This window comes from Mucilaginibacter sp., from assembly GCF_025359345.1.
Taxonomy (GTDB): Bacteria; Bacteroidota; Bacteroidia; order Sphingobacteriales; family Sphingobacteriaceae; genus Mucilaginibacter.
In genome coordinates this window covers 52,978-79,973 of record NZ_JANYGQ010000025.1, presented here as the reverse complement: position 1 = coordinate 79,973, position 26,996 = coordinate 52,978, and the positions used below count along the sequence as shown (strand labels likewise).

At 41.7% G+C, this 26,996-nt stretch carries 23 protein-coding genes; 11 read left to right on the top strand and 12 right to left on the bottom strand.

Features of this window, described 5'->3' with window-relative positions:
- Positions 1 to 2: 2 nt before the first annotated feature.
- From Q0R52_RS15560 to Q0R52_RS15505, 12 genes are all read right to left on the bottom strand, one after another.
- The gene (locus Q0R52_RS15560; protein WP_295795867.1) at positions 3 to 1,394 is read right to left on the bottom strand and encodes a glycosyl hydrolase family 28-related protein; all 1,392 of its coding nucleotides are present in this window, start codon (positions 1,392 to 1,394) and stop codon (positions 3 to 5) included.
- Between the two features lie 98 nt (positions 1,395 to 1,492).
- Positions 1,493 to 2,185: an acylneuraminate cytidylyltransferase family protein gene (locus Q0R52_RS15555; RefSeq protein WP_295795865.1), complete on the bottom strand. Its 693-nt coding sequence runs from the start codon at positions 2,183 to 2,185 to the stop codon at positions 1,493 to 1,495.
- Positions 2,185 to 3,231 carry a nucleotidyltransferase family protein gene (locus Q0R52_RS15550; protein ID WP_295795863.1) on the bottom strand — a complete coding sequence of 349 codons (1,047 nt, stop codon included), beginning with the start codon at positions 3,229 to 3,231 and terminating at the stop codon, positions 2,185 to 2,187. Before Q0R52_RS15550 ends, Q0R52_RS15555 begins: the two co-directional genes overlap by 1 nt.
- Positions 3,232 to 3,260: 29 nt before the next feature.
- On the bottom strand, positions 3,261 to 4,391 hold the full coding sequence (gene neuC, locus Q0R52_RS15545) for a UDP-N-acetylglucosamine 2-epimerase (RefSeq protein WP_295795861.1): 1,131 nt from the start codon (positions 4,389 to 4,391) through the stop codon (positions 3,261 to 3,263).
- Entirely contained in the window at positions 4,388 to 5,410 is a 1,023-nt protein-coding gene (gene neuB, locus Q0R52_RS15540) for an N-acetylneuraminate synthase (RefSeq protein WP_295795860.1), read from the bottom strand. The genes neuC and neuB overlap by 4 nt, the downstream gene beginning before the upstream one ends.
- Positions 5,403 to 6,047: an acetyltransferase gene (locus tag Q0R52_RS15535; RefSeq protein WP_295795857.1), complete on the bottom strand. Its 645-nt coding sequence runs from the start codon at positions 6,045 to 6,047 to the stop codon at positions 5,403 to 5,405. The genes neuB and Q0R52_RS15535 overlap by 8 nt, the downstream gene beginning before the upstream one ends.
- The gene (locus Q0R52_RS15530) at positions 6,040 to 7,173 is read right to left on the bottom strand and encodes a LegC family aminotransferase (protein WP_295795855.1); all 1,134 of its coding nucleotides are present in this window, start codon (positions 7,171 to 7,173) and stop codon (positions 6,040 to 6,042) included. Before Q0R52_RS15530 ends, Q0R52_RS15535 begins: the two co-directional genes overlap by 8 nt.
- Positions 7,170 to 8,168 carry an NAD-dependent 4,6-dehydratase LegB gene (locus tag Q0R52_RS15525; RefSeq protein ID WP_295795853.1) on the bottom strand — a complete coding sequence of 333 codons (999 nt, stop codon included), beginning with the start codon at positions 8,166 to 8,168 and terminating at the stop codon, positions 7,170 to 7,172. Before Q0R52_RS15525 ends, Q0R52_RS15530 begins: the two co-directional genes overlap by 4 nt.
- A 12-nt stretch (positions 8,169 to 8,180) precedes the next feature.
- The gene (locus tag Q0R52_RS15520; protein ID WP_295795851.1) at positions 8,181 to 9,482 is read right to left on the bottom strand and encodes a nucleotide sugar dehydrogenase; all 1,302 of its coding nucleotides are present in this window, start codon (positions 9,480 to 9,482) and stop codon (positions 8,181 to 8,183) included.
- Between the two features lie 55 nt (positions 9,483 to 9,537).
- Positions 9,538 to 11,925: a polysaccharide biosynthesis tyrosine autokinase gene (locus Q0R52_RS15515; protein WP_295795849.1), complete on the bottom strand. Its 2,388-nt coding sequence runs from the start codon at positions 11,923 to 11,925 to the stop codon at positions 9,538 to 9,540.
- Positions 11,926 to 11,956: 31 nt separating this feature from the next.
- Positions 11,957 to 12,766, bottom strand: a complete 810-nt coding sequence (locus Q0R52_RS15510; RefSeq protein ID WP_295795846.1) for a polysaccharide biosynthesis/export family protein — start codon at positions 12,764 to 12,766, stop codon at positions 11,957 to 11,959.
- A gap of 600 nt (positions 12,767 to 13,366) precedes the next feature.
- Positions 13,367 to 14,089, bottom strand: a complete 723-nt coding sequence (locus Q0R52_RS15505) for a glycosyltransferase family 2 protein (protein ID WP_295795844.1) — start codon at positions 14,087 to 14,089, stop codon at positions 13,367 to 13,369.
- Between the two features lie 95 nt (positions 14,090 to 14,184).
- Between Q0R52_RS15505 and pbpC the strand changes: the two genes are divergently transcribed.
- The 11 genes from pbpC to Q0R52_RS15450 all read left to right on the top strand — a co-directional run bounded on the left by pbpC (position 14,185) and on the right by Q0R52_RS15450 (position 26,988).
- Positions 14,185 to 16,488: a penicillin-binding protein 1C gene (gene pbpC, locus Q0R52_RS15500; protein ID WP_295795842.1), complete on the top strand. Its 2,304-nt coding sequence runs from the start codon at positions 14,185 to 14,187 to the stop codon at positions 16,486 to 16,488.
- A 147-nt stretch (positions 16,489 to 16,635) separates the two neighbouring features.
- Positions 16,636 to 17,346: a 3'-5' exonuclease gene (locus tag Q0R52_RS15495; protein WP_295795840.1), complete on the top strand. Its 711-nt coding sequence runs from the start codon at positions 16,636 to 16,638 to the stop codon at positions 17,344 to 17,346.
- Positions 17,346 to 19,049, top strand: a complete 1,704-nt coding sequence (locus Q0R52_RS15490) for an ABC transporter ATP-binding protein (RefSeq protein WP_295795838.1) — start codon at positions 17,346 to 17,348, stop codon at positions 19,047 to 19,049. Before Q0R52_RS15495 ends, Q0R52_RS15490 begins: the two co-directional genes overlap by 1 nt.
- 8 nt (positions 19,050 to 19,057) lie before the next feature.
- Positions 19,058 to 19,666, top strand: coding sequence for a hypothetical protein (locus Q0R52_RS15485; RefSeq protein WP_295795836.1), 609 nt, complete (start codon positions 19,058 to 19,060; stop codon positions 19,664 to 19,666).
- Positions 19,667 to 19,776: 110 nt separating this feature from the next.
- The gene (gene rnr / locus Q0R52_RS15480; protein ID WP_295795834.1) at positions 19,777 to 21,912 is read left to right on the top strand and encodes a ribonuclease R; all 2,136 of its coding nucleotides are present in this window, start codon (positions 19,777 to 19,779) and stop codon (positions 21,910 to 21,912) included.
- A gap of 29 nt (positions 21,913 to 21,941) precedes the next feature.
- Positions 21,942 to 22,985 (top strand): polyprenyl synthetase family protein, encoded by a 1,044-nt coding sequence (locus Q0R52_RS15475; protein ID WP_366520907.1) that lies wholly within the window; start codon positions 21,942 to 21,944, stop codon positions 22,983 to 22,985.
- A gap of 13 nt (positions 22,986 to 22,998) precedes the next feature.
- Positions 22,999 to 23,817: an energy transducer TonB gene (locus Q0R52_RS15470; RefSeq protein WP_295795832.1), complete on the top strand. Its 819-nt coding sequence runs from the start codon at positions 22,999 to 23,001 to the stop codon at positions 23,815 to 23,817.
- A gap of 33 nt (positions 23,818 to 23,850) precedes the next feature.
- On the top strand, positions 23,851 to 24,222 hold the full coding sequence (locus Q0R52_RS15465) for an energy transducer TonB (protein ID WP_295795830.1): 372 nt from the start codon (positions 23,851 to 23,853) through the stop codon (positions 24,220 to 24,222).
- Positions 24,219 to 24,653 carry an energy transducer TonB gene (locus Q0R52_RS15460; protein ID WP_295795828.1) on the top strand — a complete coding sequence of 145 codons (435 nt, stop codon included), beginning with the start codon at positions 24,219 to 24,221 and terminating at the stop codon, positions 24,651 to 24,653. The genes Q0R52_RS15465 and Q0R52_RS15460 overlap by 4 nt, the downstream gene beginning before the upstream one ends.
- An 11-nt stretch (positions 24,654 to 24,664) precedes the next feature.
- Complete coding sequence (locus Q0R52_RS15455) at positions 24,665 to 26,254, top strand: M1 family metallopeptidase (protein WP_295795826.1); 1,590 nt, start codon at positions 24,665 to 24,667, stop codon at positions 26,252 to 26,254.
- Positions 26,255 to 26,265: 11 nt separating this feature from the next.
- Positions 26,266 to 26,988, top strand: a complete 723-nt coding sequence (locus Q0R52_RS15450) for a DUF6090 family protein (protein ID WP_295795824.1) — start codon at positions 26,266 to 26,268, stop codon at positions 26,986 to 26,988.
- Positions 26,989 to 26,996 lie beyond the last annotated feature (8 nt).

Below are 26,996 nucleotides of genomic sequence, written 5' to 3'. Positions count from 1 at the left end.
TATTATTGATCCTGGTTTTTATTATTTGACATCTGTATGCGTGCGGAATTGCTTACTACGGAGCCATTATTTCCGGCGGCTGCGCTTAAACTTAATCCCAATTTACGCCTGTTTCTAAAAGTGTTGTTTTTTATAACGATGTTGGGATTTGGATCAACCTTGTTTGCATGCTGAACAATTATTTGATTGCTCATTATGCTGCCCTGTACCGTTAAACCACTCACGTTACTATTTGCGTATATAGTGCCGGAGTCGTCAAAATCACATTGGTCAACATTTACGTGGGTCAATCCGGAAGATACGGAACCACGGTACCATAGCAGGATTTTTTTTCCGATTACTTCTTTAATCTGTGAATCGTTATCTTTTGTTCCAGAGAAAGTACATTTATAAAAAGTAACATCGTTGCCAATGAACGAACCCTGGTTATATGAACAAACCCTAACAGAATGTTGGCCTGATTCTTTGAACTGGCAGCTCGTAAACTTAATAATACCATTTTTGCTTCGCTTGGTATCATTTACAATTGCTACGTTGGTCTGGGGTGCGCCTTTTATTATGCAGTTATCAACGTAAACATTTTCGCTATTAAGTATGCCCAGATTATTTGCATTTCTCGCCATAACCGACGCATCAGTCGCGATGGTAAGATTTTTTATATGTATATTTCTTGCAGGTTCGGTATCGCCTGTGTATGGAACTAACCTGTTATAATCCCCGCCGTTGCCGAAATTACCATAATATTTATCGCCATTAAGCTTGCCAACCACATCAATACAGTCCCCAAAATATCCGGCCGAACCTTTTTTAAGTATTGTAGTAGTACCAGCACTCTCCCCTTGTATTGTTATTCCTTCGCCCCATATTTCCAATCCTTTGTCGAAAATTGCGTATGAGCCCGATGGTATATAAATTGTGCCGCCGCCATTTATCGCCAGGCTGTCAATTGTTTTCTGAAAAACAAGCCAATTATCAAACCTTCCGTCACCCTTTGCTCCCTTGTCTTTTATGTTTACAAGGCCAGCAACCGATCTTTTACCGCCTTTATTAATCGCTGCTTTGGTGCTGGCAGCTGTTTTGGAGCTGTTCGCGCCCGCAATTGATTTTGCAGATGCATCTACTTTAGCCGCAGAGCCAATGTCTTTTTTTGAGTTGACATGAGCACCCGAAATCGAATTAGATTTCGATGCCGACATTTTATCAGATGAGGAAGCTTCTTTTTCGGGCACAGTCGACACAACCGGCTGACTAACATTAGGTTGCGCAGTATTGCTACTGTCGATTTTTAAAGTTTCATTTTTAAATGTGTTTACTTTTAGCAACGCAAAAGCTGCTATTACCACAGCAACAACAAGCACACCTGCAGTAGTTATTGCCTTCTTACTTACTTCCATATTCATATTTTTTAAAGATTAATTTGTTATTATGTATAACGTATTAACCATATATTATTTTAAAAGTTACTCCTGGCAAATATATCTTCATGTTATCTTCATATTTTCCTGATAACCTGCTCGGCAATGTTCCAATCTTGCCAGGTATCTATGTCCAGGTTATACGGATCATCCATTCGATATTTAATTATTTTTTCCAGGCTGTGCAACGGTTTTTCTTTAACCGCTGCTACCTTTATTAGATAAACTGAACCGTTGTAAGCAAACACCTTAGGGCAATCCTGCCTTCGCGTATAATTACCCGCTTTTGATTTTTTAAGATATCCGTTATCTGTTTCTTCAAACAAATTAAAGTATGGGTTATCTTTTGATTCTCTTACCGAAACTACCATTTCGGCATCCGGGTGCGCCCCCATTAACTCAATTACATCAGTAATGTGCCGCAACGTCCGGAATGGCGAAGTTGGCTGCAACAACATCACTACATCAAAAACGGTGCCCCTTTCCTGTTCGTAAAAATTAAGCGCATGTAAAATAACCTCGTGTGTACCGGATGTATCGGCAGCCAATTCAGCCGGACGTATAAACGGGGGCTCAATTCCCAGGCTTTTTACCTTTTGTATAATGTCATCATCGTCTGTTGAAACGCATATCTCATCCCCTTCTGCCAAAACTTGTTTTGCAATGTCAATAGAATATGCTATTAACGGCTTCCCGCCGAGATCCAGAATATTTTTGCCGGGCAAGCCTTTTGAACCGCCTCTGGCAGGTATCAAATAGAGAATCTTCATTAAAACTTTATGTGTTTAATATCTTCCTGTGCCTTAATATAGTCTTCGTGTTTGCCAATATCCAGCCAGTATCCCCTCAACGCATAGTTTGAAACCTTTTGACCCTCTGATATCAGTAATTCCATTAAATCAGTAGTGTCAAAGTACTCGTCGTTCGGAATTAACTTCAAACATTCTTTCTTCATCAAATAAATACCCGCATTGGCCGGGTAAGTATAAGTAGGCTTCTCCCTCAGCGATGTAACGTGCTCGCCATTCATTTCCATTATTGCATAAGGAACATTAACCGAATAAGGAATACTTGCCACAGATAACATGGCGTCTTTAGCTATAAAATCCTGAAAAAAATCTTCAAAATCCAAATTGGTTAGCAGGTCAGAATTTATCACCAAAACGTAGTCATGTTCAGAAACCTCTACTTTTGATGCAGCACCTATAGTGCCAAGTGGCTTGGTTTCCCAAATATATTTAATATTAGTGCCCTTTGATGCACCGTCCCTAAAGTAATCTTCAAGCTGTTCACCCAAATAACGCACTGAAATCCATATATCGTCTATACCATAACTTATCAAATGGTCAACGTTATGCTCAATTATCGGTTTGTCGCCCACTTTTAACAATGGCTTTGGTGTGTTATCTGTTAAAGGTTTAAGTCGCTCGCCGCGCCCGCCGGCCATAATAATAGCATCAATAGGTAAGTACGATTTATGAAAGCGAAAATTCAATATTTTAACTATCCGATGTTCAGTGTCCAAAACAGGAACGATGCGCAAACCTTTGTTGCGGTATTCAATCACCTGCGCAACAGTGTAGTCGCCCTTTTTCAGAAATTTAGGATTGTTTTGGATAAAATTCAAGACACTACTTTCAAGTCCCAGGCCACCAAGAAAGCCTCGCCTAATGTCGCCATCGGTTAGGGAACCAATTAATCTTTCATGTTCGTCAACTACAAATAAAATAGCATCGCTTGCCAATATGTTCAATTTCGCCAGCGCCTCTTTTACGCCGGCGTTTTGATCTACTAAATGTTTTTTATAATCAGACATTGCATTATTAAGATTAAGTTTTAAAAAGCTTAACGATATTCTATCGACTTCAACTTATTGACAATTTTTTCGGTTGCACCGCCGTTATAATAGATATTTTCAAATTGCCGGGGAGAAGCATTTTTTATATCCGCAACAGCTTTTAATATTTGCTCTTTATTAAACGGGCATTGAATAACATTCGAGCCCGCTAGCCTCCCTTTTTGCCTATCACCCACATTTATAACAAATTTATTAAATGAAGCAGCTTCAATAATACCGCTTGACGTGTTTCCCAACATAAAATCAACTCTTTGCATGCAAGTAAAGTAGCTTTGTGTCCCGAAATTTTCAATTAGCTTCACCCTATCCGGATATCTGCCCCCAAAATCAATGAAAGCCTCCCGATAAATTATACCGTTCGTATCCACATTAGGCATCGTAATTACCAATTGGTATTGTTTTTTTAGTTCAGTTAAGACAGGTAAAACTTCTTGTAAGTAAAGCTTGTTTTTTTCAGGCTCAACAGTTTCAGGATGAATAGTTATGAGTATGGTGGGAATTGACAAGTCAATTTGCCATTTCTTTAAGAATTCCGCATCGTTCAGAAACTCAATCTCTCTCAAATTGTCGAGACTTAAGGCACCTGAAACAATAATATTATCGCTTTGTCCTGTATAATCGTCGCGCAAAGCGCTTATCTTGTCAGCAAAAGCCTGAGTAGAAACAAAATGTAGCTTAGCCGCCATACTAATGCTATGCCTGAAAACATTGTCAATAGCCCCGAGTGTAATTTCTCCGCCATGAAGGTGAGCGAAAGGGACACCATAACTAAGCCCGGCCATAACTGCCGCAAACATTTCAAAACGATCTCCAAGGCAAAAAACAATGTCAAAATCACCTGCGTGCGCCTGCCAAAATTCAGCAAATTTTATTGTCGTTAAGCCAATAGCGGTACTAATTGCGTTTTCATCGTCGGTAAGTAAAAGAGACGATACTGTATAGTCAACATTGAAACCATCCTCCAGGATATTTTGAATGGTGTACCCATGATATTTTGACAAATGAGACCCAAAAGCAATAACGCTCAAATCGAAATAAGCATCCGCTTTAAAAGCCTTTAATAAAGGCCTGTAAATGCCGTAGTCAGCTCTGGAACTTGTCAATACTGCAACTCTCATGATAAATCGTGCCAGGAAAGTTTATGCCACGCCTCAACATCTGCTTTTAGCGTTAAGCCAACTATTTTGTCAATATCAAAAGGTGTTATGCCATCGCCGGGGCGCAGCATAATTAAATCCTGGTATGATAATTTAGTCCCTTTTTTGAGGGCGGTTTTTAAATGAATGCTTTTGCGCGCAATAGCCATGTTCTTCTTTTCCGAATTACTTGGCTGTTTGAATCCAGTACCCGAAATCGCCAGCTCAACGTTGCGTATGGCAGAAATCATATTTTTAAGTTCCGCAGGATCTAACGACGCCTTGTGGTCGGGCCCGTCCATCTTTTTGTCAAGCGTAAAATGTTTCTCAATAACTGAGGCGCCCATTGCAACTGCGGCAATCGGTATTTCAATCCCCAGTGTATGGTCTGAATAACCTACCTCAACACCAAACGCAGCAGCAATACTGTTCATTGCGCGCAGGTTGACGTCAACCATTGGCGTCGGGTATTCGGTGTTGCAATGTAATATTTTGATATCGTTTTTATCAATTCCATTGTCTATCAGCAGCGTTAAAGCGCTTTCGATTTCACCAAGTGTTGTCATCCCGGTAGATAGAATTACCGGTTTCTTTTTTGACGCTATGTGTTTAAGATAGGGATAATTGGTGATTTCACCTGATGGAACTTTGAAAAAATCGATGCCTAATTTGTCTAAAAAATCTATACTTTCTTCATCAAATCCGGTCGACAGAAATTTTATTCCCTTCGCTTCGGCGTAGGCTTTCAACTCATAGTGTTGTTGTTCGGTCAGCTCTAGTTTTTTCAACATATCAAACTGAGTGTCGGACGACGAAGTAACATTTTCAGATTGGTATGCAGCCTTTTTTGCTTGCCTGCTAACCAGATTAACAGCCTTAAAGGTTTGAAATTTCACATAATCTGCATCAGCATCTTTGGCGGCATCAATAAGCTTAAAAGCCAGATCAATACTTCCGTTATGATTTACACCAGCCTCTGCTATTATTAGTACTCTATCCATTTTTTATCATTTTGACCGGAGAACCTGCATATATTCCGGCGAGCTCAATATTTTTAAAAATCAAACTACCTGCGCCAACAACTATTTCATCAGCAATTGATACTCCATTGGCTATAATCGTACCGCTGCCGATGAAACAATCATTTCCAATTTTAATATTTCCGTTTAATATCGCTCCTGTTGAAATATGATTATTATCTCCCAAATTAACATCGTGTTCGATATTAGCCGCAGTATTGATGATGTTATTTTCGCCTATAACCACGTCTGCATTTATTATGCAAAAGTGGTGAATAATAGTTCCTGCTCCAATAGTTACATGTTTTGAAACCGAGGCTTTGTCCGAAACTATTGTCGCAATAGTTGCACCTTTTGATTTTAAAGATTTATAAATTCTTTTACGGGTTTCAGCAGATTTTATTTGGCCGACAGTAATAAAAAACTGATTAAGTCCGTCATTCAGCTCATCGATGTCTGTATCATTCCCAATTATTTCATAGCCTAATATTTTAGCGCCCCGACTGATGTTGCCGTCCAATATACCCTTTATCTCCCACTCGCCCGTTGACTCAATCACCCCAATGCACGATTTGCAATGGCCCCCACCACCAATCAATATCAAAGGCTTTTTAGGCATAAAATTCCTTTATATTTTCGATGACAAAATTTACTTCATCATCACTTATATTTGTTGAGCATGGTAAACTGAGGCAGGTGGAGTATACTTTACCTGCAATATCATTTTTGGTATAGTAAGTATCCAGAGCAAATGCCGGTAAACGATTCATGGGTACCCAAAATGGCCTTGTTTGTATGTCTTTCGCTGTTAAAAAGTGCATTAATTCGTTCGATTTGTTGAATACCCCCGTGTAAAGCCAGCAATTAGCTGTTACATGCTCAGTTGTCTGCTGAGCCCTAAAGCCAGGGATATTTTTCAACCCGGCATTGTACATCTCTGCTATCTCTCTTTTTCGCTGTATAAAACCCGGAAGCTGTTCCATTTGGGCAACCCCCATCGCCGCCAATATATTAACCATCCTGTAATTATAGCCTACCTGGTCGTGATAATACTCCAGCGGGTCGGCTTTTGCCTGCGTAGTGAGGTGCTTGGCTTCCTTTGCCAATTGTTCATTATTAGTCAAAATCATTCCACCACCACCGGTTGTAATTATTTTATTGCCATTATAGCTTAAGCAACCAAAAACGCCAAACGAACCTGCAGGTTTGCCTTTATAGGTCGTTCCTAACGATTCTGTAGCATCCTCAATAACTTGTATATGGTACTTTGCCATCAGCGGCATAAGCTTATCCATATTAACCATATTCCCCAGTACATGAACGGGTACAATTGCAGGAATTCTCTTGCCACTAATTTTATGACGGCATGCGCCGTTACTAATTATGCACTCTTCGTCCAAAAACAGCTCAAGCAACTCAACGTCTAATTCCCACGTATCTTCGTAAACATCAATTAACAGGGGATTAGCTCCCACATATGTGATTGCATTGGCAGGAGCAACAAATGTTATATTGGGTAATATAACCATGTCGCCCTGCTGCACTCCAGCCAAAAGCAGGCTGATGTGTAGCGCAGCTGTACCATTTGATGTGGCAACCGCCTTATTTACTCCACTAAATTCAGCCGATACTTCTTCCATCCTGTTAACAAAACTACCTACAGACGATACCCACGAGGTATCCAGGCATTCTTTCACATACTGCCACTCATTTCCGGCAAGATTAGGTACAGATAAAGGAATCATATATTATAAATATCGGCTTTATATTGCTTCAGGTTTTCGGCATTTTTAAACCAGGCAATGGTTTCGGCCAAGCCTTGCTTTAAATCATACTGTTGCTGCCAGTTGGTGAATTTTCTTATTTTTTCGTTTGCCCCGTACAGCCTGAAAACCTCTGATTTTTCAGGCCTGATGCGCACCTCATCTGTAACAATGCGGGCATTGGGATTGATTTGCGCTATCAACTCCTGTGCAAGATCAGCAACCGAAATCTCAGATTGAGTTGCGATATTGCAATCGTGCCCAATTAGCAAATCTGATTTCGCTATCTCAGCAAAGCCATTTACGGTGTCTTTTACAAAAAGCAAATCCCTGGTTGGTGTAAGGTCGCCAAGCTTAATTTCTTCTTTCCCATTTAGCAATTGGGTGATTATTGTTGGGATAACGGCCCTTGCTGACTGTCGCGGCCCGAAAGTATTGAACGGCCTTACAATCGTCAAAGGCAAGTTGAAACTCCTGTAAAATGAATCGGCAATACAATCAGCGCCAATTTTTGATGCCGAATACGGAGACTGCGGCTGACGTGGGTGATTTTCATCAATAGGTATATATTGGGCGGTTCCGTAAACCTCTGAAGTTGACGTAACCAGGACCCTTTCTACACCAAGATCTTTAGCTGCCTGCACTATATTCAACGTCCCTTTAACATTGGTATCAATATATGAATCGGGCGAATGGTAGCTAAAAGGGATAGCTATAAGAGCTGCTAAATGAAATACTACTTCTATGTCCTTCATAGCCGTTCGTACGCCATTGGGGTCTCTAATATCGCCCGAAAATATTTCGAGTTTTTCGAGTTTCTCTTTTGGCAGCGTATCCAGCCAACCCCAACTATTAAAAGAATTGTAGTAAACAAAAGCTCTTATAGTACAACCTTCATCCAACAACCTTTCAACCAGGTGGCTCCCAATAAATCCATCGGCCCCTGTTACTAATACTTTTTTACCTGCTAAATTCATCCGTTTAAACTTTTACAGTCTCGCGTCAACCAATTCTCTTTTAATAAAAGATTTTGTATCAAAAATAACGGAGTTCTCGTTTTTAACTATCTTTTTAAAATCCAGTGTATTGTACTCGTCATGTGCCACGGCGAGTATCACTGTATCATAACCTTCACCAATCTCAGATAAAAGGTCAATCCCATATTCATGTTTCACTTCCACGGCATCAGCCCATGGGTCATTTATTTCAACATCCAAACCAAATTGTTTTAATTCGTTATAAATGTCAACCACTTTGGTATTACGTATATCCGGACAATTTTCTTTGAAAGTTATCCCTAATATCAGCGCCCTTGCTTTAGCAACTTTATGACCCTTTTGTATCAACAGTTTTACTACTTTATTAGCTACAAACATCCCCATATTATCGTTGACGCGCCTGCCAGATAAGATAACCTGTGGATGATAGCCAAGTGATTCGGCTTTGTGGGCCAAATAATATGGGTCTACCCCTATGCAATGGCCGCCAACCAGACCTGGTTTATACTTCAAAAAATTCCATTTGGTACCTGCCGCATCTAATACATCGTGCGTATCGATACCCATTCTATCAAAAATCAATGCCAATTCGTTTACAAATGAAATATTTACGTCTCGTTGTGCATTTTCTATGGCCTTTGATGCCTCAGCCACTTTTAAGCTTGGCGCTTTGTGCGTGCCGGCCTCGATAATTGACCGGTATAAAAAATCTACTTTTTCGGCAATTTCCGGAGTTGAACCGCTGGTAACTTTTTTAATTTTTGTTAAGGTATTTACTTTATCACCCGGGTTAATCCGTTCAGGAGAGTATCCGGCAAAAAAATCCGTGTTAAATTTCAATCCTGATACTTTTTCGAGTACCGGCACGCAGTCCTCTTCGGTACAACCCGGGTAAACTGTAGACTCATAAATAACCAAGTCTCCTTTTTTTAGTATTGACCCTAACATTTCTGAAGCCTTTAACAATGGTGTGAGATCCGGCGCTTTGAATTTGTTAATTGGCGTAGGTACAGTTACTATAAAAGTGTTATAATTGCGAAGGTCGCCTGTGTTGGACGAAAAAACCAGCCCTTTACCTGCATCTGTTTTTCCGACCTCAATAACGCTTGTCAGTTCTTCAACATTGGCCTCTTTTGTGCGGTCATTTCCGCCGTTCAGTTCTTCAACCCGGTCTTTGTTGATATCAAATCCAATTACTTTGTACTTTTTTGCAAATTCAACGGCAAGTGGTAACCCTACGTAACCCAGCCCAATTATTGCAATTCTAAATTGTTCGTGACTATCAAGCTTCATATTTTTAATTTATCCTGGTAACAGAGAAATTCTTGTAGTAAATATTAATAAAATTCTACTTCTTCCTTTTTTGAAAAAGTTTTTTCAAAAAGCTAACCTTGGCAGGCTTGTCCTCGTGGTAATAACCGCCACCGTAGCCATAGCCATAACCATAACCATAACCGTAGCCATAACCGTAACCATAGCCGTAAGCACCTTTAGAATAATCTATAGAGTTAAATACGATATTTAAATTCTGGAATTTCCTTTTCTTATAAAGTTCATCAATTAATAATACCTGGCTCTTGAAAGTGTAATTGTGTCTTACAATAAACATGGTCGCATTGGCATATTGACCCAAAATTTGTGCATCGGTAACTAATCCAACCGGCGGGGCATCAATAATCACAAAATCGAAATCTTCTTTTAAATCTTTAATCAGAGATTCTATTCGGCCGTTTGTCAATAGCTCAGCTGGATTAGGTGGAATTGGCCCACTTGTAATTATATGATAATTTTCTTGCTGAGGAATTTCCCTAATAACCTTATCATACCTATAATTCGTTATCAAATAATTGGAAAGCCCTTTATCATTATCCATTTTTAATGCCATGTGCAATTTTGGCTTTCTAAGATCGAGCTCAAGAATAACAACTTTTTTGCCCGACATTGCTAAGCTGGCGCCAAGATTTAATGACACGAATGATTTACCTTCGCCGCTTGTGCCCGAAGTAAACAGTAATACTTTATGTTCCTGGTCCGAACTGATGAACTGTAAGTTGGTACGCAACGCCCTGATTTGCTCAGATACCATTGAGCGGGGTTTCTCGACAGTTATAAGAGGGATGGATTCGTCTGAGTGAGCAATCTCCGCTAATACAGGTACCTTTGTTAATTTCTCAATATCTGATCGTCTTACAATTTTGTTATTTAGCGTTTCGCGCAAATATATTACGCTAACTGGTACCACCAAGCCAAGCGCAAAGAACACAATAATAATCAATGGCTTAACTGGCTTTACAGGCATTGGTGTACTCCGGGCTACATCAACTGTACGGCTGTCAGCCAGCGTCGACGCCAACGACAATTCCTGTTCCTCGCGTTTTTGCAGCAAAAAGTTAAATAGCGTACTTTTAATATCCTGCTGCCGCATTACATCCAATAAACCACGCTCTTTTGAAGGAACTTGCTTAATAACAGATTCAAACTGGCGGTTTTTGTTTTCAAGTTGCTGTTTGGTAACAGACAGGCCGGCTTTTAAATTCTGAACTGATTGGGCGATAGCCGTTTTCAGCGCATCGATCTGATCGTTAATTGAGTGAACAATCGGGTTTGTTTCAGGAACTGTGGTTAATAAGCTTTGTTTTTTGAGTTGAGACTGGCCCAAATTGCTCACCAAACCAAGTAGCGTAGGATCATCAATACCCAGCATGGATGGCAATTTATCAGGCGATTCTTTTGTGGAATGAACGTAGCCTTCAAGGTTATGCAAAACACTGAGCTGGATGTTCACCTTGCTTAGCTGCGCGTCATTTTCCTGCACACTCTGCATAAATACCTGCGATTGTGCACTAATGTCAGTTATGCGATTACTTGACTTGTATGTCTCTACGTTTGCCTCTGCCGATCCTAATTCTTCGGCTAATTTGGTCAACCTCGTCTGAATGAAGTTCAACGTGCTTGCAGTAACTTGATTTTTATCGGCGACAGCTGCATTATTATATTCAAGTACAAGCCTGTTTAAAATGTCTTCACCACGCTTCGGTATAGCATCCTGGTAAGTGATAATAAGTACGGTACCGTCCTTACTTACAGGGTTGATGTTTAATAATTTACTATAATCCTGGTATAAGGTGGGCAAGTCGTTGAATTTTATTTGAATTTCGTTATTGAAATATTTAGGATCAATTTGCTCTGCCCTTATCAACACCAGGCCAAATTCCGTTTGAACCGGGTTGTTTATTTTAAATTTTTTGCCGTCAATTTCTCCTTCATTAGCATTCAAAATTTTGATTTTTAAAAAATCAGAGTAGCTGTTAATGTTTGATTTTAACAGTTCGGCACGAAATGGAAGGTGCTCATAAATGGGGAACTTTCTTGCGTTACCACTTAAATAATATGAAACCTCTAGCCCTAAAGTTTTAACAACTTTTTCCATCAACGTATAAGATTTAAGGATTTGCACCTCGTTATCTATTACCTTGTCTGATGAAAAAAGGTCCAGACTCTTCAATATATCATCGCTGCTACCGGTCGGGTTATTTTTGTCCTGCTTTATTAATAAATCAGTTTCAATTTGATATAGTGGTGTAGAAATTCTAATATAAACAAAGCCCAGCGCAAGGAATATAATTAGTGATAATAAAAACCACTTCCAATGGTGCAGATATTTAAATATAATTTCTCTTAAATTTATCTCTTTCGCGTCTTCGGTTACAACGCTGTAATCATTATTAGCATCCATCGATTGAAAATATCCTGTTAGTTAATATTATTTATTTAATCCTGTAGACAAGTAAAAGTAATGCTGCAAGTGAGCTGAGAATTATTGGCAGCAGCCTCAGGGTAGGATCATTTTGCTGAGCTTTTGTTTTTGTTTGTTCAACATAAACAATATCGCCTGAATGCAAGTAATAATAAGGGGAAGTAAATATCTCTCTGCTGTTTAAGTCAACCCGGCCAAATTCTTTTTTGCCGTTGTTGTCTCTTATCACCAATAAATTCTCGTGTTTGGCAAAAGGTGTAAGATCGCCGGCCATGCTAATGGCCTCGGGCAGTGAAACCCGTTCATTAGGAATAACATATACTGAGGGGTGCATTACTTCTCCCATTACAGATATTTTGTAGTTTAAGAAACGCACATTTACTGTGGGTTCTTTTAAGTAAAACTTCAGCTTGTTTTTAATTGTATCCCTGGCTTCAGAAGTTGTAAGCCCGGCAACTTTAACCAACCCAACAATAGGAATCTCGATCACACCTGCGGCATCAACCAAATTCCCTACCGATGACGGCGCTGATACCGCACCTGTACTTGGAGCCCCGTTTGCTGAAGTGTTATCAGGTACTGCCGCACTCGTTGAAAAGGGGTTGAAAAAGCTGCTTGCCGCAGGGTTTAATGAACCTATAGTAATTGCTAGAATATCTCCAGTCTGTATTTTAGGTACATAAGCCTGTGCTACGCTAATTGTGTCTGATTGATTTGCATTTTTTTGAAAATAGATATATTTCTTTTGATCGATACACGAAGTAGCGCCAATTATGAATGCCAGAAACAAAAATATTTTCAGGTATTGTTTTCTTCTCATGGTTTATATTTGGATAGATGTATGGTTATTCTTTCAAATAACAATGCGGCGCGAAAGTAGATATTTTTAAGTAAACCCACAAAATTTTATTGCAAGGACTGATGCTCTTTAAACTCACAGCTTAATTATTTTCATATTTATAACTAATAATACAAGTGAATATGAGTGTATTAACCAGTATCCGTTATTTTTATATTAAGTTTTAGTAAATAAACAAAAAAGTCATTCGCCTTGCGCCAATGACTTTTTAGATTAACTATTAACTGACCTTATTATTTAGGTAAAATAATATGGCGATGTAAAAATAAATCTTTCATGCAAGCCCATTTTCCCCCTAACCGGGGGATTTTTAAATTTCATACAATGTTTAACGGTATGCTCAAATAGAATCAGCCAAAAATAGCAGCTAAAGGTATAAGCTTCTTATCTTCTTTTTCTCCTCTTCGGCGCCGACTGGGCTGATAACCGGTTGCGCAGCGTAAGGCCACCACAGTAATGTGGCAGAAGGCAGGTAAAATAATTTAGTGGTATCAACTGTTTCATCCGTTTCCGCGGGGGCCACTCAACGTGGGCCCTGCAGCAGATAAACTGCCTATTTTTTTAAGCCTTAAACAGTCCGTATTTCAGGATACAATAAATAGCGCGCACGCCATCTTTCCAGCCTATTTTTTTACCGTCTTCATAGGTACGGCCATAGTAAGATATACCAACTTCATAAATACGAATTTTCGGTACGCGGGCAATTTTCTGGGTAACTTCAGGCTCAAAGCCGAAGCGCTGCTCTATTAGTTTTATGGACTGGATGAGTTTGGTGTCAAACAGCTTGTAACAGGTTTCCATATCCGTAAGGTTAAGGTTGCTGAACATGTTTGATGCAAATGTTAACCAGCGGTTGCCAATGGTGTGCCAGAAAAAAAGGATACGGTGGGGGTTGCTGCCCATAAAGCGGGAGCCATAAACCACATCGGCAAAGCCGGCACAAACGGGTTTTAGTAAGTCGTTATATTCGGCGGGATCATATTCCAAATCGGCATCCTGTATAATAAGGTATTCGCCTGTCGCTTTGGATATGCCAGTGTGCAATGCGGCACCTTTGCCTTTATTGTGTTCGTGCTTGTAGTAGCTGATTGGCAGATCGGGGTTGTTTTGCTGATAGTCTTGGACAGCTTGTTCGGTATGGTCAGATGAAAAATCGTTTACAATAATTACCTCTTTTTGAATATCCTCAATAAGGTTAACGGCCTTAATTTTATCTAAAATTAAATGTATCGTATTACCTTCGTTGTAAGCGGGGATAATAATTGATAACTTTCCTATCTTCATTCCAATAAATGCGACTGGGTTTAAATCGACTAAAAACTTTTCTTAAAAAACCAAAAGTAATAATAATACTCGCGTTTTTATTGGCTTTGTTTATCGTGTTCTGGTTTTGTTTACCCAAGCCACTATTTAACAGCCCAACGTCGTATGTTATTGATGATGCCGATGGCCAGTTGCTTGGCGCCTCCATCGCTACTGATGGCCAATGGCGCTTCCCGCCAAACGCTAATGTGCCCGAAAAGTTTAAGCAGTGTATTATTGCCTTTGAGGATAAACGCTTTATGCGCCATCCCGGTTTTGACGCGCTTGCAATGGGCAGGGCTATTAAACAAAACTTCCGTTCGAAAAAAGTAACAAGCGGAGGCAGCACCATTACAATGCAGGTAATCAGGCTGGCCACCAAGCATAAACGCAACATCTGGAACAAAATAAGTGACATATTTATGGCTGTGAGGCTGGAGGTTGGTTATAGCAAGGAGGAAATACTGTCACTTTATGCCAGCAATGCCCCTTTCGGCAGCAATGTTATCGGGTTGGATGCAGCGTCTTGGCGATATTTTGGGCGCAGCCCTGATAAGTTGTCATGGGGCGAAATGGCGACGATGGCGGTATTGCCAAATTCGCCGTCGCTGGTGCATCCGGGTAAGAACAGGCAAATTCTTTTAAAAAAGAGAAACCTGCTGCTCGATAAGCTCTATCAGCAAAACATAATTGATTCAACCACAGCGGCACTGGCAAAATTTGAACCCGTGCCCGACAGACCCGTGCCCTTACCGCAGCTTGCCCCGCACCTGCTGCAGCGTTTTAAAACCGACCATAAGAATAACACCCATGGCGACACCCGGCTTAAAACCAGCATACGCTCAGCCTTGCAACAACAAATAAATGAAATATTGGAGCGGCACCACCAGGTATTAAAGTCGAACCATGTAAATAATATAGCTGCGGTGGTGCTTGACGTGGAAACGGGGGCGGCACTGGCCTACGCAGGTAACATAGCACACCCCGAAGACCCCGAGATGGAAAGCGATGTGGATGTAGTTGATGCGCCGCGTAGCCCCGGCAGCACCTTAAAACCGATATTGTACGCCAACATGCTGCACGACGGCCTGTTGCTGCCAAACAGCCTGATGCCTGATATACCTACACAAATTGCCGGCTATCACCCGGAGAACTTTGATTTGGGTTATGATGGCGCTGTACCTGCATCGAGGGCCTTATCGCGCTCGTTAAATGTTCCGGCTGTAAAAATGCTGCAGCAATTTAAGTATGAAAGATTTTATGACGCGCTTCATAAAATGGGTATTACCACCCTAACCAAACCCGCCGATCATTATGGCCTATCACTTATTTTAGGCGGCGGCGAAAACACACTCTGGGAGCTAACCGGCGCTTATGCTGATATGGCGCGGGTGTTGAACCACTACAACAAATACAATGGCAAATATGACCCGGCAGATTACCATAACCCTGTTTATAATATAAGCGAAAAACCGAAGCCTGAATTTGAAAAAGCAGGCCTGCTGGATGCGGGTTCCATATATTACACATTGCAGGCCATGGAAGAAGTGATGCGACCCGGTGAAGAAATGCTGTGGCAACAATTCAGCTCGAGCCAGCGGGTTGCCTGGAAGACGGGAACCAGCTTTGGCTTCAGGGATGGCTGGGCGATTGGCATAACGCCGAAATATGTTGTGGGCGTTTGGGTGGGTAATACGGATGGCGAAGGCAGGCCAAACCTTACCGGGATAAACACCGCCGCCCCTGCCCTTTTCGAGATATTCAGGCTGCTGCCGGTTACCCGTGACTGGTTTGAGATGCCGGTTGGTGAAATGGTAAAAATTAAAGTGTGCCACCAAAGCGGCTACCGCGCAGGCCAGTATTGTGATGATACCGACGATATGTGGGTGCCAAAGAGCGGCTTAAAAGTGCAGGTTTGCCCATATCACCAATTGGTACATCTAAGTGCCGATGGTAAATGGCAGGTTACAGGCAATTGTGTGCCGCCGAACCAAATCGTTAACAAAAACTGGTTTGTGCTGCCGCCATCGATGGAGTATTACTATAAAACGAAAAATTACCAATACCGGGTGCTGCCGCCTTTCCGGCCGGATTGTGTGCAGGGCGAAAGCGCCCAGCCGATGGAAGTTATCTACCCAAAAGACGGTGCTAAAATTTATGTGCCGCTGGAAGCAGATGGCACGCGCGGCAGGGTTATTTTCAATGCAGCGCACAGGGTGGCAGGTGTAAAAATATTCTGGCATTTGGACGATAAGTATGTAGGCGAAACGAAAGACTTTCATCAGATAGCGCTAAACCCGCCCGCTGGCAAGCATACGCTAACCTTGGTTGATGGGAATGGTAATACGGTTCATATAGGGTTCGAAGTGCTGGCTAAGTGATTAGTTCATAGGCGATGGTTAATAGTTAATGACCGGAATTGGATGGTTTAAATGTAAATTTAGCGCGTCACAACTAAAAACTGTCCACTGCCGACTGCAAACTGCCAACTGATTTACTATCTTGCCTCAAAAAACAAACATTACTAAATGCTCGAGCAATACGACCTTCATAACCTGATGGTACTTGATATTGAAACTGTGCCGCAATACAAAAGTTTCGACGAGGTTCCGGAGCACTTTCAAAAATTCTGGGACCTTAAAACGTTGCACCAGCGCAAGGAAGAAACCGCTGAAGCATTTTACGAGCGGGCCGGCATCTGGGCCGAGTTTGGCAAGATCATCTGTATATCGATGGGAATATTTACCAATGGGCGTAATGTTGGCTTAAGGGTAAAGTCCATCGCATCGCACGATGAGAAGGAGTTACTGGAGAAATTTTCTGCTTTGCTAAATGGCCAACCGGCAAGCTTGATACTTTGTGCGCATAACGGCAAAGAGTTTGATTTTCCGTACATCTGCCGCCGTATGCTGGTAAATGGTGTACGGATACCAAACCAACTGGAACTTGCCGGCAAAAAACCCTGGGAAATAAACCACCTGGATACCATGGAACTCTGGAAATTCGGGGATTATAAAAATTACACATCGCTTAGCCTACTTACGGCTATCTTCAATATACCGACTCCGAAAGATGATATCGACGGTAGCATGGTCGGTAAAGTATACTGGGTTGATAATGAACTCGACCGTATTAGCACCTATTGCCAAAAAGATGTAGTGGCAACTGCACAATTGCTAAGGCGCTACCGCGGCGAGGAACTGATTACTGACGAGCACATAACCATTGTTGGTACATAATGCTGCAGGTACAAAACCTTTCAATAAAATTTAAAACTCAAAACGGTTTATTTGAAGCGGTTAAAGGAATCTCTTTTAACCTAAAAAAAGGTGAAACCATCGGCATAGTCGGCGAATCAGGTTCGGGCAAGTCGGTAACATCGTTGGCGCTGATGCGTTTACTTGATAAAAAGCAGGCTGAAATAAGTGGCCATATTTTACTGAATAACAATAGTTTATGTAGTATTCCCGAAAGCGAAATGCGTGCCGTCCGTGGTAACCAGATGGCGATGATTTTCCAGGAACCTATGACGTCGCTTAACCCGGTGTTAACTTGCGGGTACCAAATCACCGAAGCCATTCAATTGCACTTAAAGGTAAGCAAAGCCGAGGCGAAAGAAAGAACCATAGCCCTTTTCAATGAAGTTCAGCTACCACGACCAGAAGCGATATTCGACAGCTACCCGCACCAAATATCGGGCGGACAAAAGCAAAGGGTAATGATTGCCATGGCGCTATCCTGCAACCCGGAAATATTAATTGCCGATGAGCCAACTACCGCACTGGATGTTACTGTGCAGAAGACCATTATCGAATTATTGCTAAAGCTGAAGGCTGAGCGTAATATGAGCCTGATATTTATATCGCACGACCTCGGTGTCATCAGTGAAATTGCCGACCGGGTGTTGGTGATGTACAAGGGAGAAGTGGTGGAAGAGGCCCCGGTAAAACAACTATTTCAGCATCCAAAACATCCATATACAAAAGGTTTGCTGGCCTGCAGGCCTGTGCCGGGCCTGCATTTAAAGAGGCTGCCGGTAATTGCGGATTTTTTAGATACAAACGATAAAAAAGCGGAGACCATTAAAAAAATCCGGGAAGGGTATGCCTACCATCTGAATGAAATAAAAGACAAAAAGACGTTATTGTACAGCCGCGAGCCGCTGTTAAAAATAAACAACCTTAGCACTTGGTTCCCGGTGAATGGCGGTATGTTCAGCAGGTCAAAGTCGGTAGTAAAGGCGGTTAACCAGGTAAGTTTTGATGTATACCCGGGCGAGACATTGGGACTTGTTGGTGAATCGGGCTGCGGTAAAACGACGCTGGGGCGAAGCATTTTAAGGTTGATAGAACCAACATCGGGCAGCATAGAGTTTGGCAATACCGATTTACGCTCGTTAAAGAAAAACGATCTGCGCGATATCAGGAAGGATATTCAAATTATCTTCCAGGACCCCTATTCGTCTCTCAACCCGCGCCTAACAGTTGGCGACTCGCTGATGGAACCCTTACAGGTACACCAGTTTTACACTAACGACACCAAACGCAAAAAAAAGGTGCTGGAACTTTTGGAACGTGTAAACCTACTGCCCGAACATTTCAATCGTTACCCATACGAATTTTCCGGCGGGCAGCGGCAGCGGATAGTAATTGCCCGTGCGCTGGCGTTGCAACCTAAGTTTATCATTTGCGATGAATCTGTTTCGGCACTGGATGTATCGGTACAGGCGCAGGTGCTTAACTTGATAAGGGAGTTACAACAGGAGTTTAATTTGACTTATATTTTTATCTCGCACGATTTGGCGGTGATTAAACATATTTCGGACAGGATGATGGTGATGAACAAGGGCGAAATTGTGGAAATGGGCGACCCGGATGAGATTTACTATCATCCGACGGAAGAATATACGAAGAGGTTGATTGCTTCTATTCCAGGAAGGTAAAGTTTTATATGATTATAAAAACCAACCCGTACATCAGCGCACTTTTTTCAATTCTATCGTGTATTGTTTTCGGTTGCACAGAAAAAGCTAATCATAGCAAGCCAATACAACAGCATCAACAGGAAGCAAATTTTAACAAAATCGATTTCATTAGTTTTATCGGGAAACATAGAAATGACACACTTGACTTTTATGAAGAGCTTTTAGCTGACAAGCCTTTTGTAAATGTACTTGAACATAGTAAGTTTTACTTTAACGATGTACTTTCATTTTTAAACGATGGAAAATTTAATACAGGTCAAGTGGCAATATCTATCTGTGCAATGCAAAACCTCGATGTGCACGACTATGTTAAGTTATGCAACACCGTTCTTGATTTGTACAATGCCAGGAAGTTACCAGTCACCATATTAGACCATGCCATCTCGCCTGATTTTTTACGAAAACGGATAATTATTGATAATTATACCAACCCCGAAGTCATAGCACTTATAAACAATATACAAAACAACAAAACTATCAACGACCCAGATCTTATGAATTGGCTGCCTGATGTGTTATCAGGTAAATCATCAAAAGAGCTAAAAAAGTTTGATGAAGAAAATGCTTCGAATTGATAAAAGTACCATGCATTTCAATTTCTCACATTCAAAACGTTCCGCAATCGACACTCCGCATTCCGCAATGAAAACAATCGTATCTTTGCAGTGACACATTAATTCTATCTATGTCTAAAAAGAAAAACAGTTCATCTATAAATAAAGTATTCACGCAACTGGTGCTTGATATATTTGAACAAAACGGCAATACGCCATTAAATACAAAGCAAGTTGCAGCAAAACTAAATATCCGCGATTCTGAAGCGAACGAAATTATATTCAATGTCCTGAAGGATGAAACAAAAAAAGGCGTCTTAAAAGAAATAACCCACGGTAAATTCCAGTTGCTTGAGCTAAAAACTTTTATTGAAGGTAAAGTTGACCTTACCGCTGATGGCTCGGCATTTATAATTACCGATGATGAGTTTGAAAGCGATATTTTCGTTGCTCCCCGTAAACTGCGCACCGCTTTGAACGGCGACCGCGTTAAAGTTTACGTTTACGCCAAAAGCAAAGGAAAACACAAAGAAGGCGAAGTAATTGAAATATTACAGCGAGCCAAAATGGAGTTTACAGGTATTGTAAAACTATCCGAGCGGTTTGCATTTTTCATCCCCGACGATCGTAAAATGATGCACGATATTTTTATCCCGATGAGCGAGCTAAACGGCGCCAAAAATGGGATAAAAGCAGTTGCCGAAATTACCGACTGGCCTGTTGATGCCAAAAACCCCATAGGTCGTATCAAACATATTTTAGGTAAACAGGGCGACAATAATACGGAGATGAACGCCATACTTGCAGAGTACGGTTTCCCGCTGGCATTCCCTGCCGAGGTTGAGCATGAGTCGGAAGAAATATCAGATGTTATCACACCTGAAGAAATTGCCAAAAGGCGCGATTTCAGAAATGTTACGACATTTACCATCGACCCATTTGATGCCAAGGATTTTGATGACGCGCTATCATTCAGGGTACTGGAGAACGGCAATTACGAAGTAGGTGTCCACATTGCTGACGTATCGCATTACATAATGCCCGACTCAGCTTTGGATAAAGAGGCCCTTGACCGTGCAACATCGGTTTACCTGGTAGACAGAGTGATACCGATGCTCCCCGAACGTTTATCGAACGGCTTGTGCTCGTTAAGGCCGAAAGAAGACAAACTTTGCTTCGCCGCAGTGTTTGAAATGGACGAGGATGCAAACGTAATTAGCCAATGGTTTGGCAAAACAGTAATCCACTCGAACAGGCGCTTTACTTACGAGGAAGTGCAGGAAGTTATTGAAAATAAAGTCGGCGATTTTGAGCAGGAAATATTAAAACTTAATTCCCTGGCCTACAAGCTGCGTGAGCGCAAGTTTAAAAATGGCGCCATCAGCTTTGAAACCACCGAGGTGAAATTTAAGCTTGATGAAACCGGCAAACCGACCGGCGTTTACGTGAAAGAACGTAAAGACGCACACAAGCTGATAGAAGATTTTATGCTACTGGCCAACCGTAAAGTTGCTGAACATGTAAGCAAAATGGGCAAAGGCAAACATAAATACACCTTTGTTTACCGTGTGCATGATACCCCCAAACCAGACGCGCTGGCTAATTTTGCGCAATTTGCTGCGAAATTTGGCTATAGGATAAACACCAAATCGGACAAGGAAACGGCAAAATCCCTTAACTATTTAATGGAGGATGTGGAAGGCAAAAAAGAGCAAAACGTGCTTACCCAACTGGCCATCCGCTCGATGGCTAAAGCTATTTACACGACTAAAAGTTCCAGCCATTACGGGCTGGCATTCGACCATTACACCCACTTCACCTCTCCTATCCGTCGCTACCCGGATGTAATGGTACACAGATTGTTGTTTCATTATTTAAATGGCGGACAGTCGGCTAACGAGGAGCACTACGAGAAGCTTTGCCAGCACAGCTCGCAAATGGAGAAAAAAGCTGCTGATGCTGAACGCGCTTCCGTTAAATACAAACAGGCCGAATACTTGCGCGACCAGGTGGGCAACGTATTTAGCGGCGTAATATCAGGCGTCACCGAATGGGGTATGTATGTGGAAATTATTGAGAATAAATGCGAAGGTATGATAAGGCTGCGCGATATATCCGACGACTTTTATACTTTAGATGAAAAAAATTACGCCATCATCGGTCAGCGTAAAAAGAAAGTTTACCAGCTTGGCGATGAGGTGAGAATAAAAGTGAAAAACGTTGATTTGACCAAAAAACAGATTGACTTTTCGCTGGTACAAGATTAAGGGTAAATCAAAAAATGGCTGCGGATAAAATGATTAGGACCGAATGGATACCCCAGGCGTACCGGGATATTGAAACCGTTGCTGTGAATAAAAAACACATGAAACAATTGAACGAACTGCAGGAGATTATCAGTGATGCGGTAAAAGAACTGAATTTCCCGGGATATCCTGCACAATTATATGAGCCTTTAACTTATATCCTGTCGCTTGGTGGCAAACGAATGCGGCCTGCATTGCTGTTAATGGCCTGCGACTTATTTGGCGGCGATGTTGATGCAGCCATCAAGCCTGCGCTTGCGATTGAAGTGTTTCACAATTTTACGTTGATGCACGACGATATTATGGACAACGCGCCCCTCCGCCGCGGCCACACAACCGTGCATGAGCGCTGGAATAAAAATGCAGCCATCCTGTCGGGAGATGTAATGCTGGTGGAGGGCTACAAGCTGATGATGCAGGTGGAAGACCGCCTGTTACGCCCTATACTCGATATATTTAATAAAACTGCAGTCGGCGTTTGCGAAGGCCAGCAACTGGATATGGAGTTTGAGGAGTTGGATCACGTAAACATTGATGAGTATTTGAACATGATTCGCCTTAAAACAGCAGTCGTATTAGGCGGCGCGTTGAAAATTGGCGCACTTATCGGTGGCGCTGATGTAAAAGATGCGGAATTGTTAAGTGGGTTTGGTGAAAACATAGGTCTTGCCTTTCAATTACAGGATGACATCCTGGACGTTTACGGCGACCCGGAAAAGTTCGGCAAACAAGTTGGCGGCGATATTATATCGAACAAAAAAACCTACCTGCAAATAAAAGCACTTGAACTTGCAAACAAGCAGCAGGCTGCCGAACTGGATAGCTGGACAGCCTTAAAGCAATTTGACGCAGTCGAAAAAGTTGAGGCGGTAACTGCAATTTACAACGCGCTAAACATTAGGCAATATGCCGAAGATGTAATGCAGCAGTATGCCGACAAAGCTTTCGAAGCGCTTGATGCCATTAATTTGCCCGAAGAACATAAACAATACCTGCGCAATTTTGCTGATGGATTGTTGGTAAGGGAGAATTAATTATATTTATTGCATGAAACGACTTTTATTTACCCTTATAGCAGGGTTTTGTGCATTTGCGTTAAGCGCGCAGCCAAATAAAAATGGAACGGATACTGGAAAAATTTATAGCCGGGTTTCACAATCTCCGAGCTTTCCGGGTGGTAATGAGTTGTTTAACAATTATGCCGATAAAGCAATTGTAAACCGTTTAAAAGCCAATTACAAATATGGTCTTGTGGTAGCCGAAATTTTAATTGAAAAAAACGGAAAAATTAGCAGGGCAAAAATCCTGCAAGGGTTAAACGCCGAGGATGATACAACGGCCGTAATCTTATTAAAAAACAGCCCCCCATGGCGCCCGGGGTATAACAACGGGCAACCGGTACGCACGTTAGCTCAGATTGGCATTAGATTCAGGGACCCGATGTTCGCACGTATTGTACGCGTACCAGATGTTCATTTATCTCCGGGTCACGATGCCGATGTAGTAATTGACGAACCTGTAGGGGTACCGGGGCCTGATACTTACGACCCCACCAAAATATATACTTCGGTTGAAAGAGTACCGCAGTTTCCCGGTGGCATGGTAAAGTTTTACGAATATATTAACGAAAACCTTAAAAACGAGAAATTTACCGAAGAAGATCAAGGTAAAGTAATTGTATCATTTGTTGTTGAACGCGACGGACGCTTAACAGGTATTAAAGTGGTACGCAGCGTCTCTGCGGCGGCAGACGCGATTGCACTTAAGATTTTGAAAAAATCGCCGAAATGGGAACCTGGTACCCAAAACGGTCACCCTGTTAGGGTTGCATACTCTGTTCCTGTAAATACTAAACCAAACAATTAATGCAAAATATGCGGAATTGATTACATTTAGTGCGTGAAAAAGCGAATTATAACCTCTTTACTTCTATTGACCTTAGCGGCAATTGTTTATTCGCAAACTTTAACGCCGCCGCAATTTCCGGGTGGAAAAGAGGCGTTCAGTAATTTTCTGCATAAAAATTTAAAGTGGCCGTCTGATAATATGGATGACATACAGGGCGTTGTTATCGTTGGCTTTTTTGTTGAAAAGGATGGCAAGTTAACGGGCATATCAATTGAAAAAGGAATGACGAAGGCCTTTAACGATGAAGCGTTGCGGGTGATTAGCCTTTCTCCAAAATGGATACCCGCAATAAAGAATAACAAACCAATAAAGTCAAGATATACAGTGCCGATTAGTTTTACCCAGGGCGAAATAATTCAATGAAAAAATTATTATTAACCGCATCGATGCTTTTTTTGCTTATAATAGCCAAAGGACAAACAACTAACCCGGATGTTGGAGAACTTGAGCCGAAGGCAAAACCCGATACACCGCGCCTTCCTGTTCAAATTTTGGTTGAAAAGGAAGCATCATTCCCCGGGGGGACAAATTTGCTATTCAGTTATATCAGGAGAAACTTGAAATACCCAAAAGAGTCGAAGGAAAAAGGCATAGAGGGAATCGTAACCGTTTCATTTATCGTACTGAAAGACGGTCGTTTACAAGATATAAAGGTTGAGAAAAGTGTATCACCGGAACTTGATGCAGAAGCGTTGAGGCTAATCAGTGTTTCTCCGGTATGGGACCCGGCAATCCAAAATGGAAAGGCTGTCTCTCAATCATTTAAAGTACCGGTTACATTCAAACTAAATTGACATTTTACCATATGCGTAAATTATTCATCATACTTGTTTTACTGGTTACCTGTAAAACATATGCCCAGGAATTAACCTCCGGCGGCAAGCTAAAACCCGAACAGGCCATAATGGATGTAAGGCATTACACCATTGCCTTGAATGTCGATTTTAAGCAAAAAACCATCGACGGCTATACTACTATCGATGTGATAATGGCGCAGCCAACGCATGTCTTGCTGTTCGACCTTTTGGATTCGTTTAAGGTGAGCCAGGTTTTGGTGAACAATAAAAAGGCAGCGTTTGAGTATAAAAACAACCTTATCAGGATAAATACTGCCAATGAGTTACCGGCGGGTAAAGCCAGCGTGAAAGTAATTTACGGCGGCAAACCGCATGTGGCCAAAAGACCACCATGGGATGACGGTTTTATTTGGACACGAGACTCTACCGGTCACCCCTGGATGGCCATAACTGCCGAAGGCACCGGCGGCAAGCTGTATTTTCCTTGTAAAGACCACCCCTCAGACGAGCCGAACGAAGGCGTGGATATGTATATTACCGCGCCCCGGGATTTAATGGTTGCCGGCCCCGGTTTACTGCAAACCGTAATAAATCACCGCGAAACGTCAACTACTCATTGGAAAACAAACTACAGCATCAACAACTACAGCATCATATTTAACGTGGGCGATTATACGATTGCCGGCCGCCCATACACCACCTGCGACGGGAATGAAGTACCCATACAATTTTATGTACTGAAAGAGCATAAAGATAAAGGGGCCCATTTCCTGGATATATTTGTGAAGACTATTCATGAGCAGGAAAAATATTTTGGCGAATACCCTTGGGCAAAGGAAAAAATCGGCATGGTGGAAACGCCACACTTAGGGATGGAACACCAGAGCATGGTAGCCTATGGCAATAAATTTAAATATGCTAAAATTGGCGGCGATGATTACGACTGGCTGATGCACCACGAGTTTGGCCATGAATGGTGGGGCAATAAAGTAACTGCGAAAGACTGGGCCGACTATTGGATACACGAGGGCATCTGCACCTTTGGCGATGCGCTTTATATCAAAGAATTTGAAGGCAACGCTGCCTACATACAACACTGGAAGCAAGCCGCACCAACATTTGAAAACAAAATACCCATTGTAATGGGCAAGGATATTGATGAAGAAGCCGCCTATAACGGCGACATTTATGGCAAAAGCGCATTTTTTATGCATACCCTTTGCTATGTAATGGGCGACAGCGTATTTTATCCCGCTATTAAAAAGTTTGCCACATCGCCAAAATACACCTATGATAACCTGGTAAATACCGACGATGTGGAGCAGTTTTTCAGCCAGGAATCGGGGAAGAATTTAAAGCCGCTGTTTGATTTGTATCTGCGCTCGGTTAACAAACTCGACATCAGCATAAAAGCACAACGCGGCGGCAAGTATTTGATACAGCTGCAAAATATGGCCATGCCCCTTCCTGTTGATGTAACCACCGATGCTGGCACTAAACGCCTGATGGTTGACAGCAAAGGCATCCGGGTTGACAGCAAAACCATGCCGGTTGTTGATGCAGATAGTTATTATTTGAAAAAAGTAACAATGGAATAATTTTGCCGAATATGGAGCACGAAATAATGGGGCACACCAAAAAAGCGTTAAAAATTGCCAGCAACAAAGAAAAAGGCTTCGGAGAGAAGTTTAAAGAGATACTTATTGAAGTTGTTATCATAATTTTTGCCGTATCGTTTGCTGCTTTTATTGAGCGGACACGGGAACAATATAAAGAACGCGGTGAGGCTAAAGAGTTTTTAATAGGTCTCAGCACCGATCTTAAAAACGAACTGGCCCAGGTAAAGCGCGCTAAAGCCGAACTTGATAATATGGTAAAAGCCTATACCCGGATGCAGCATTATAAGACTAAAGATATCGATAGCATAGAAAAAAACAATATTAGGGAAAGTCTTTTCATCCCTAAATTAAACACCCGGCCCTTGAACGGAAGGTATGAGGGGTTTAAATCGAGCGGTAAAATACAAACCATTGGTAATGATTCGTTACGGAATGATATTTTAAAACTCTACCAGGAAGATATTCCTTTTATCGACTTTTCCGAAAGCGCATTCAACACCAACCAGGCACGTTTAGAAGACGTGTTACTTTCGGCATCTGAAACGCCGGATTTTAAAGAGACCGATGTATTGCGAAAAATCGTGTCGCCACATGGCAAAATGGTGGTTATGTTTTCTCTTAGCTATGCAACTGCGGTAATAGCCGGCTACGATGGAATGATTAAACAAGGACAAAAAATACAAAAGGAGATTAAAAAGGAATATGGGGAGTAGGTGATTTT

Bases quoted from the DNA above. Each gene is read 5' to 3' on its own strand.
- Q0R52_RS15535 (WP_295795857.1), bottom strand. From the start codon at position 6,047: ATGCCTAAAAAGCCTTTGATATTGATTGGTGGTGGGGGCCATTGCAAA.
- Q0R52_RS15475 (WP_366520907.1), top strand. From the start codon at position 21,942: ATGATTAGGACCGAATGGATACCCCAGGCGTACCGGGATATTGAAACC.
- Q0R52_RS15525 (WP_295795853.1), bottom strand. From the start codon at position 8,168: ATGAATTTAGCAGGTAAAAAAGTATTAGTAACAGGGGCCGATGGATTT.
- rnr (WP_295795834.1), top strand. From the start codon at position 19,777: ATGTCTAAAAAGAAAAACAGTTCATCTATAAATAAAGTATTCACGCAA.
- Q0R52_RS15485 (WP_295795836.1), top strand. From the start codon at position 19,058: ATGATTATAAAAACCAACCCGTACATCAGCGCACTTTTTTCAATTCTA.
- Q0R52_RS15455 (WP_295795826.1), top strand. From the start codon at position 24,665: ATGCGTAAATTATTCATCATACTTGTTTTACTGGTTACCTGTAAAACA.
- neuB (WP_295795860.1), bottom strand. From the start codon at position 5,410: ATGGATAGAGTACTAATAATAGCAGAGGCTGGTGTAAATCATAACGGA.
- Q0R52_RS15510 (WP_295795846.1), bottom strand. From the start codon at position 12,766: ATGAGAAGAAAACAATACCTGAAAATATTTTTGTTTCTGGCATTCATA.
- Q0R52_RS15520 (WP_295795851.1), bottom strand. From the start codon at position 9,482: ATGAAGCTTGATAGTCACGAACAATTTAGAATTGCAATAATTGGGCTG.
- Q0R52_RS15495 (WP_295795840.1), top strand. From the start codon at position 16,636: ATGCTCGAGCAATACGACCTTCATAACCTGATGGTACTTGATATTGAA.
- Q0R52_RS15470 (WP_295795832.1), top strand. From the start codon at position 22,999: ATGAAACGACTTTTATTTACCCTTATAGCAGGGTTTTGTGCATTTGCG.
- Q0R52_RS15550 (WP_295795863.1), bottom strand. From the start codon at position 3,231: ATGTCTGATTATAAAAAACATTTAGTAGATCAAAACGCCGGCGTAAAA.
- Q0R52_RS15505 (WP_295795844.1), bottom strand. From the start codon at position 14,089: ATGAAGATAGGAAAGTTATCAATTATTATCCCCGCTTACAACGAAGGT.
- Q0R52_RS15490 (WP_295795838.1), top strand. From the start codon at position 17,346: ATGCTGCAGGTACAAAACCTTTCAATAAAATTTAAAACTCAAAACGGT.
- Q0R52_RS15560 (WP_295795867.1), bottom strand. From the start codon at position 1,394: ATGGAAGTAAGTAAGAAGGCAATAACTACTGCAGGTGTGCTTGTTGTT.
- Q0R52_RS15515 (WP_295795849.1), bottom strand. From the start codon at position 11,925: ATGGATGCTAATAATGATTACAGCGTTGTAACCGAAGACGCGAAAGAG.
- Q0R52_RS15450 (WP_295795824.1), top strand. From the start codon at position 26,266: ATGGAGCACGAAATAATGGGGCACACCAAAAAAGCGTTAAAAATTGCC.
- Q0R52_RS15460 (WP_295795828.1), top strand. From the start codon at position 24,219: ATGAAAAAATTATTATTAACCGCATCGATGCTTTTTTTGCTTATAATA.
- Q0R52_RS15555 (WP_295795865.1), bottom strand. From the start codon at position 2,185: ATGAAGATTCTCTATTTGATACCTGCCAGAGGCGGTTCAAAAGGCTTG.
- Q0R52_RS15530 (WP_295795855.1), bottom strand. From the start codon at position 7,173: ATGATTCCTTTATCTGTACCTAATCTTGCCGGAAATGAGTGGCAGTAT.
- neuC (WP_295795861.1), bottom strand. From the start codon at position 4,391: ATGAGAGTTGCAGTATTGACAAGTTCCAGAGCTGACTACGGCATTTAC.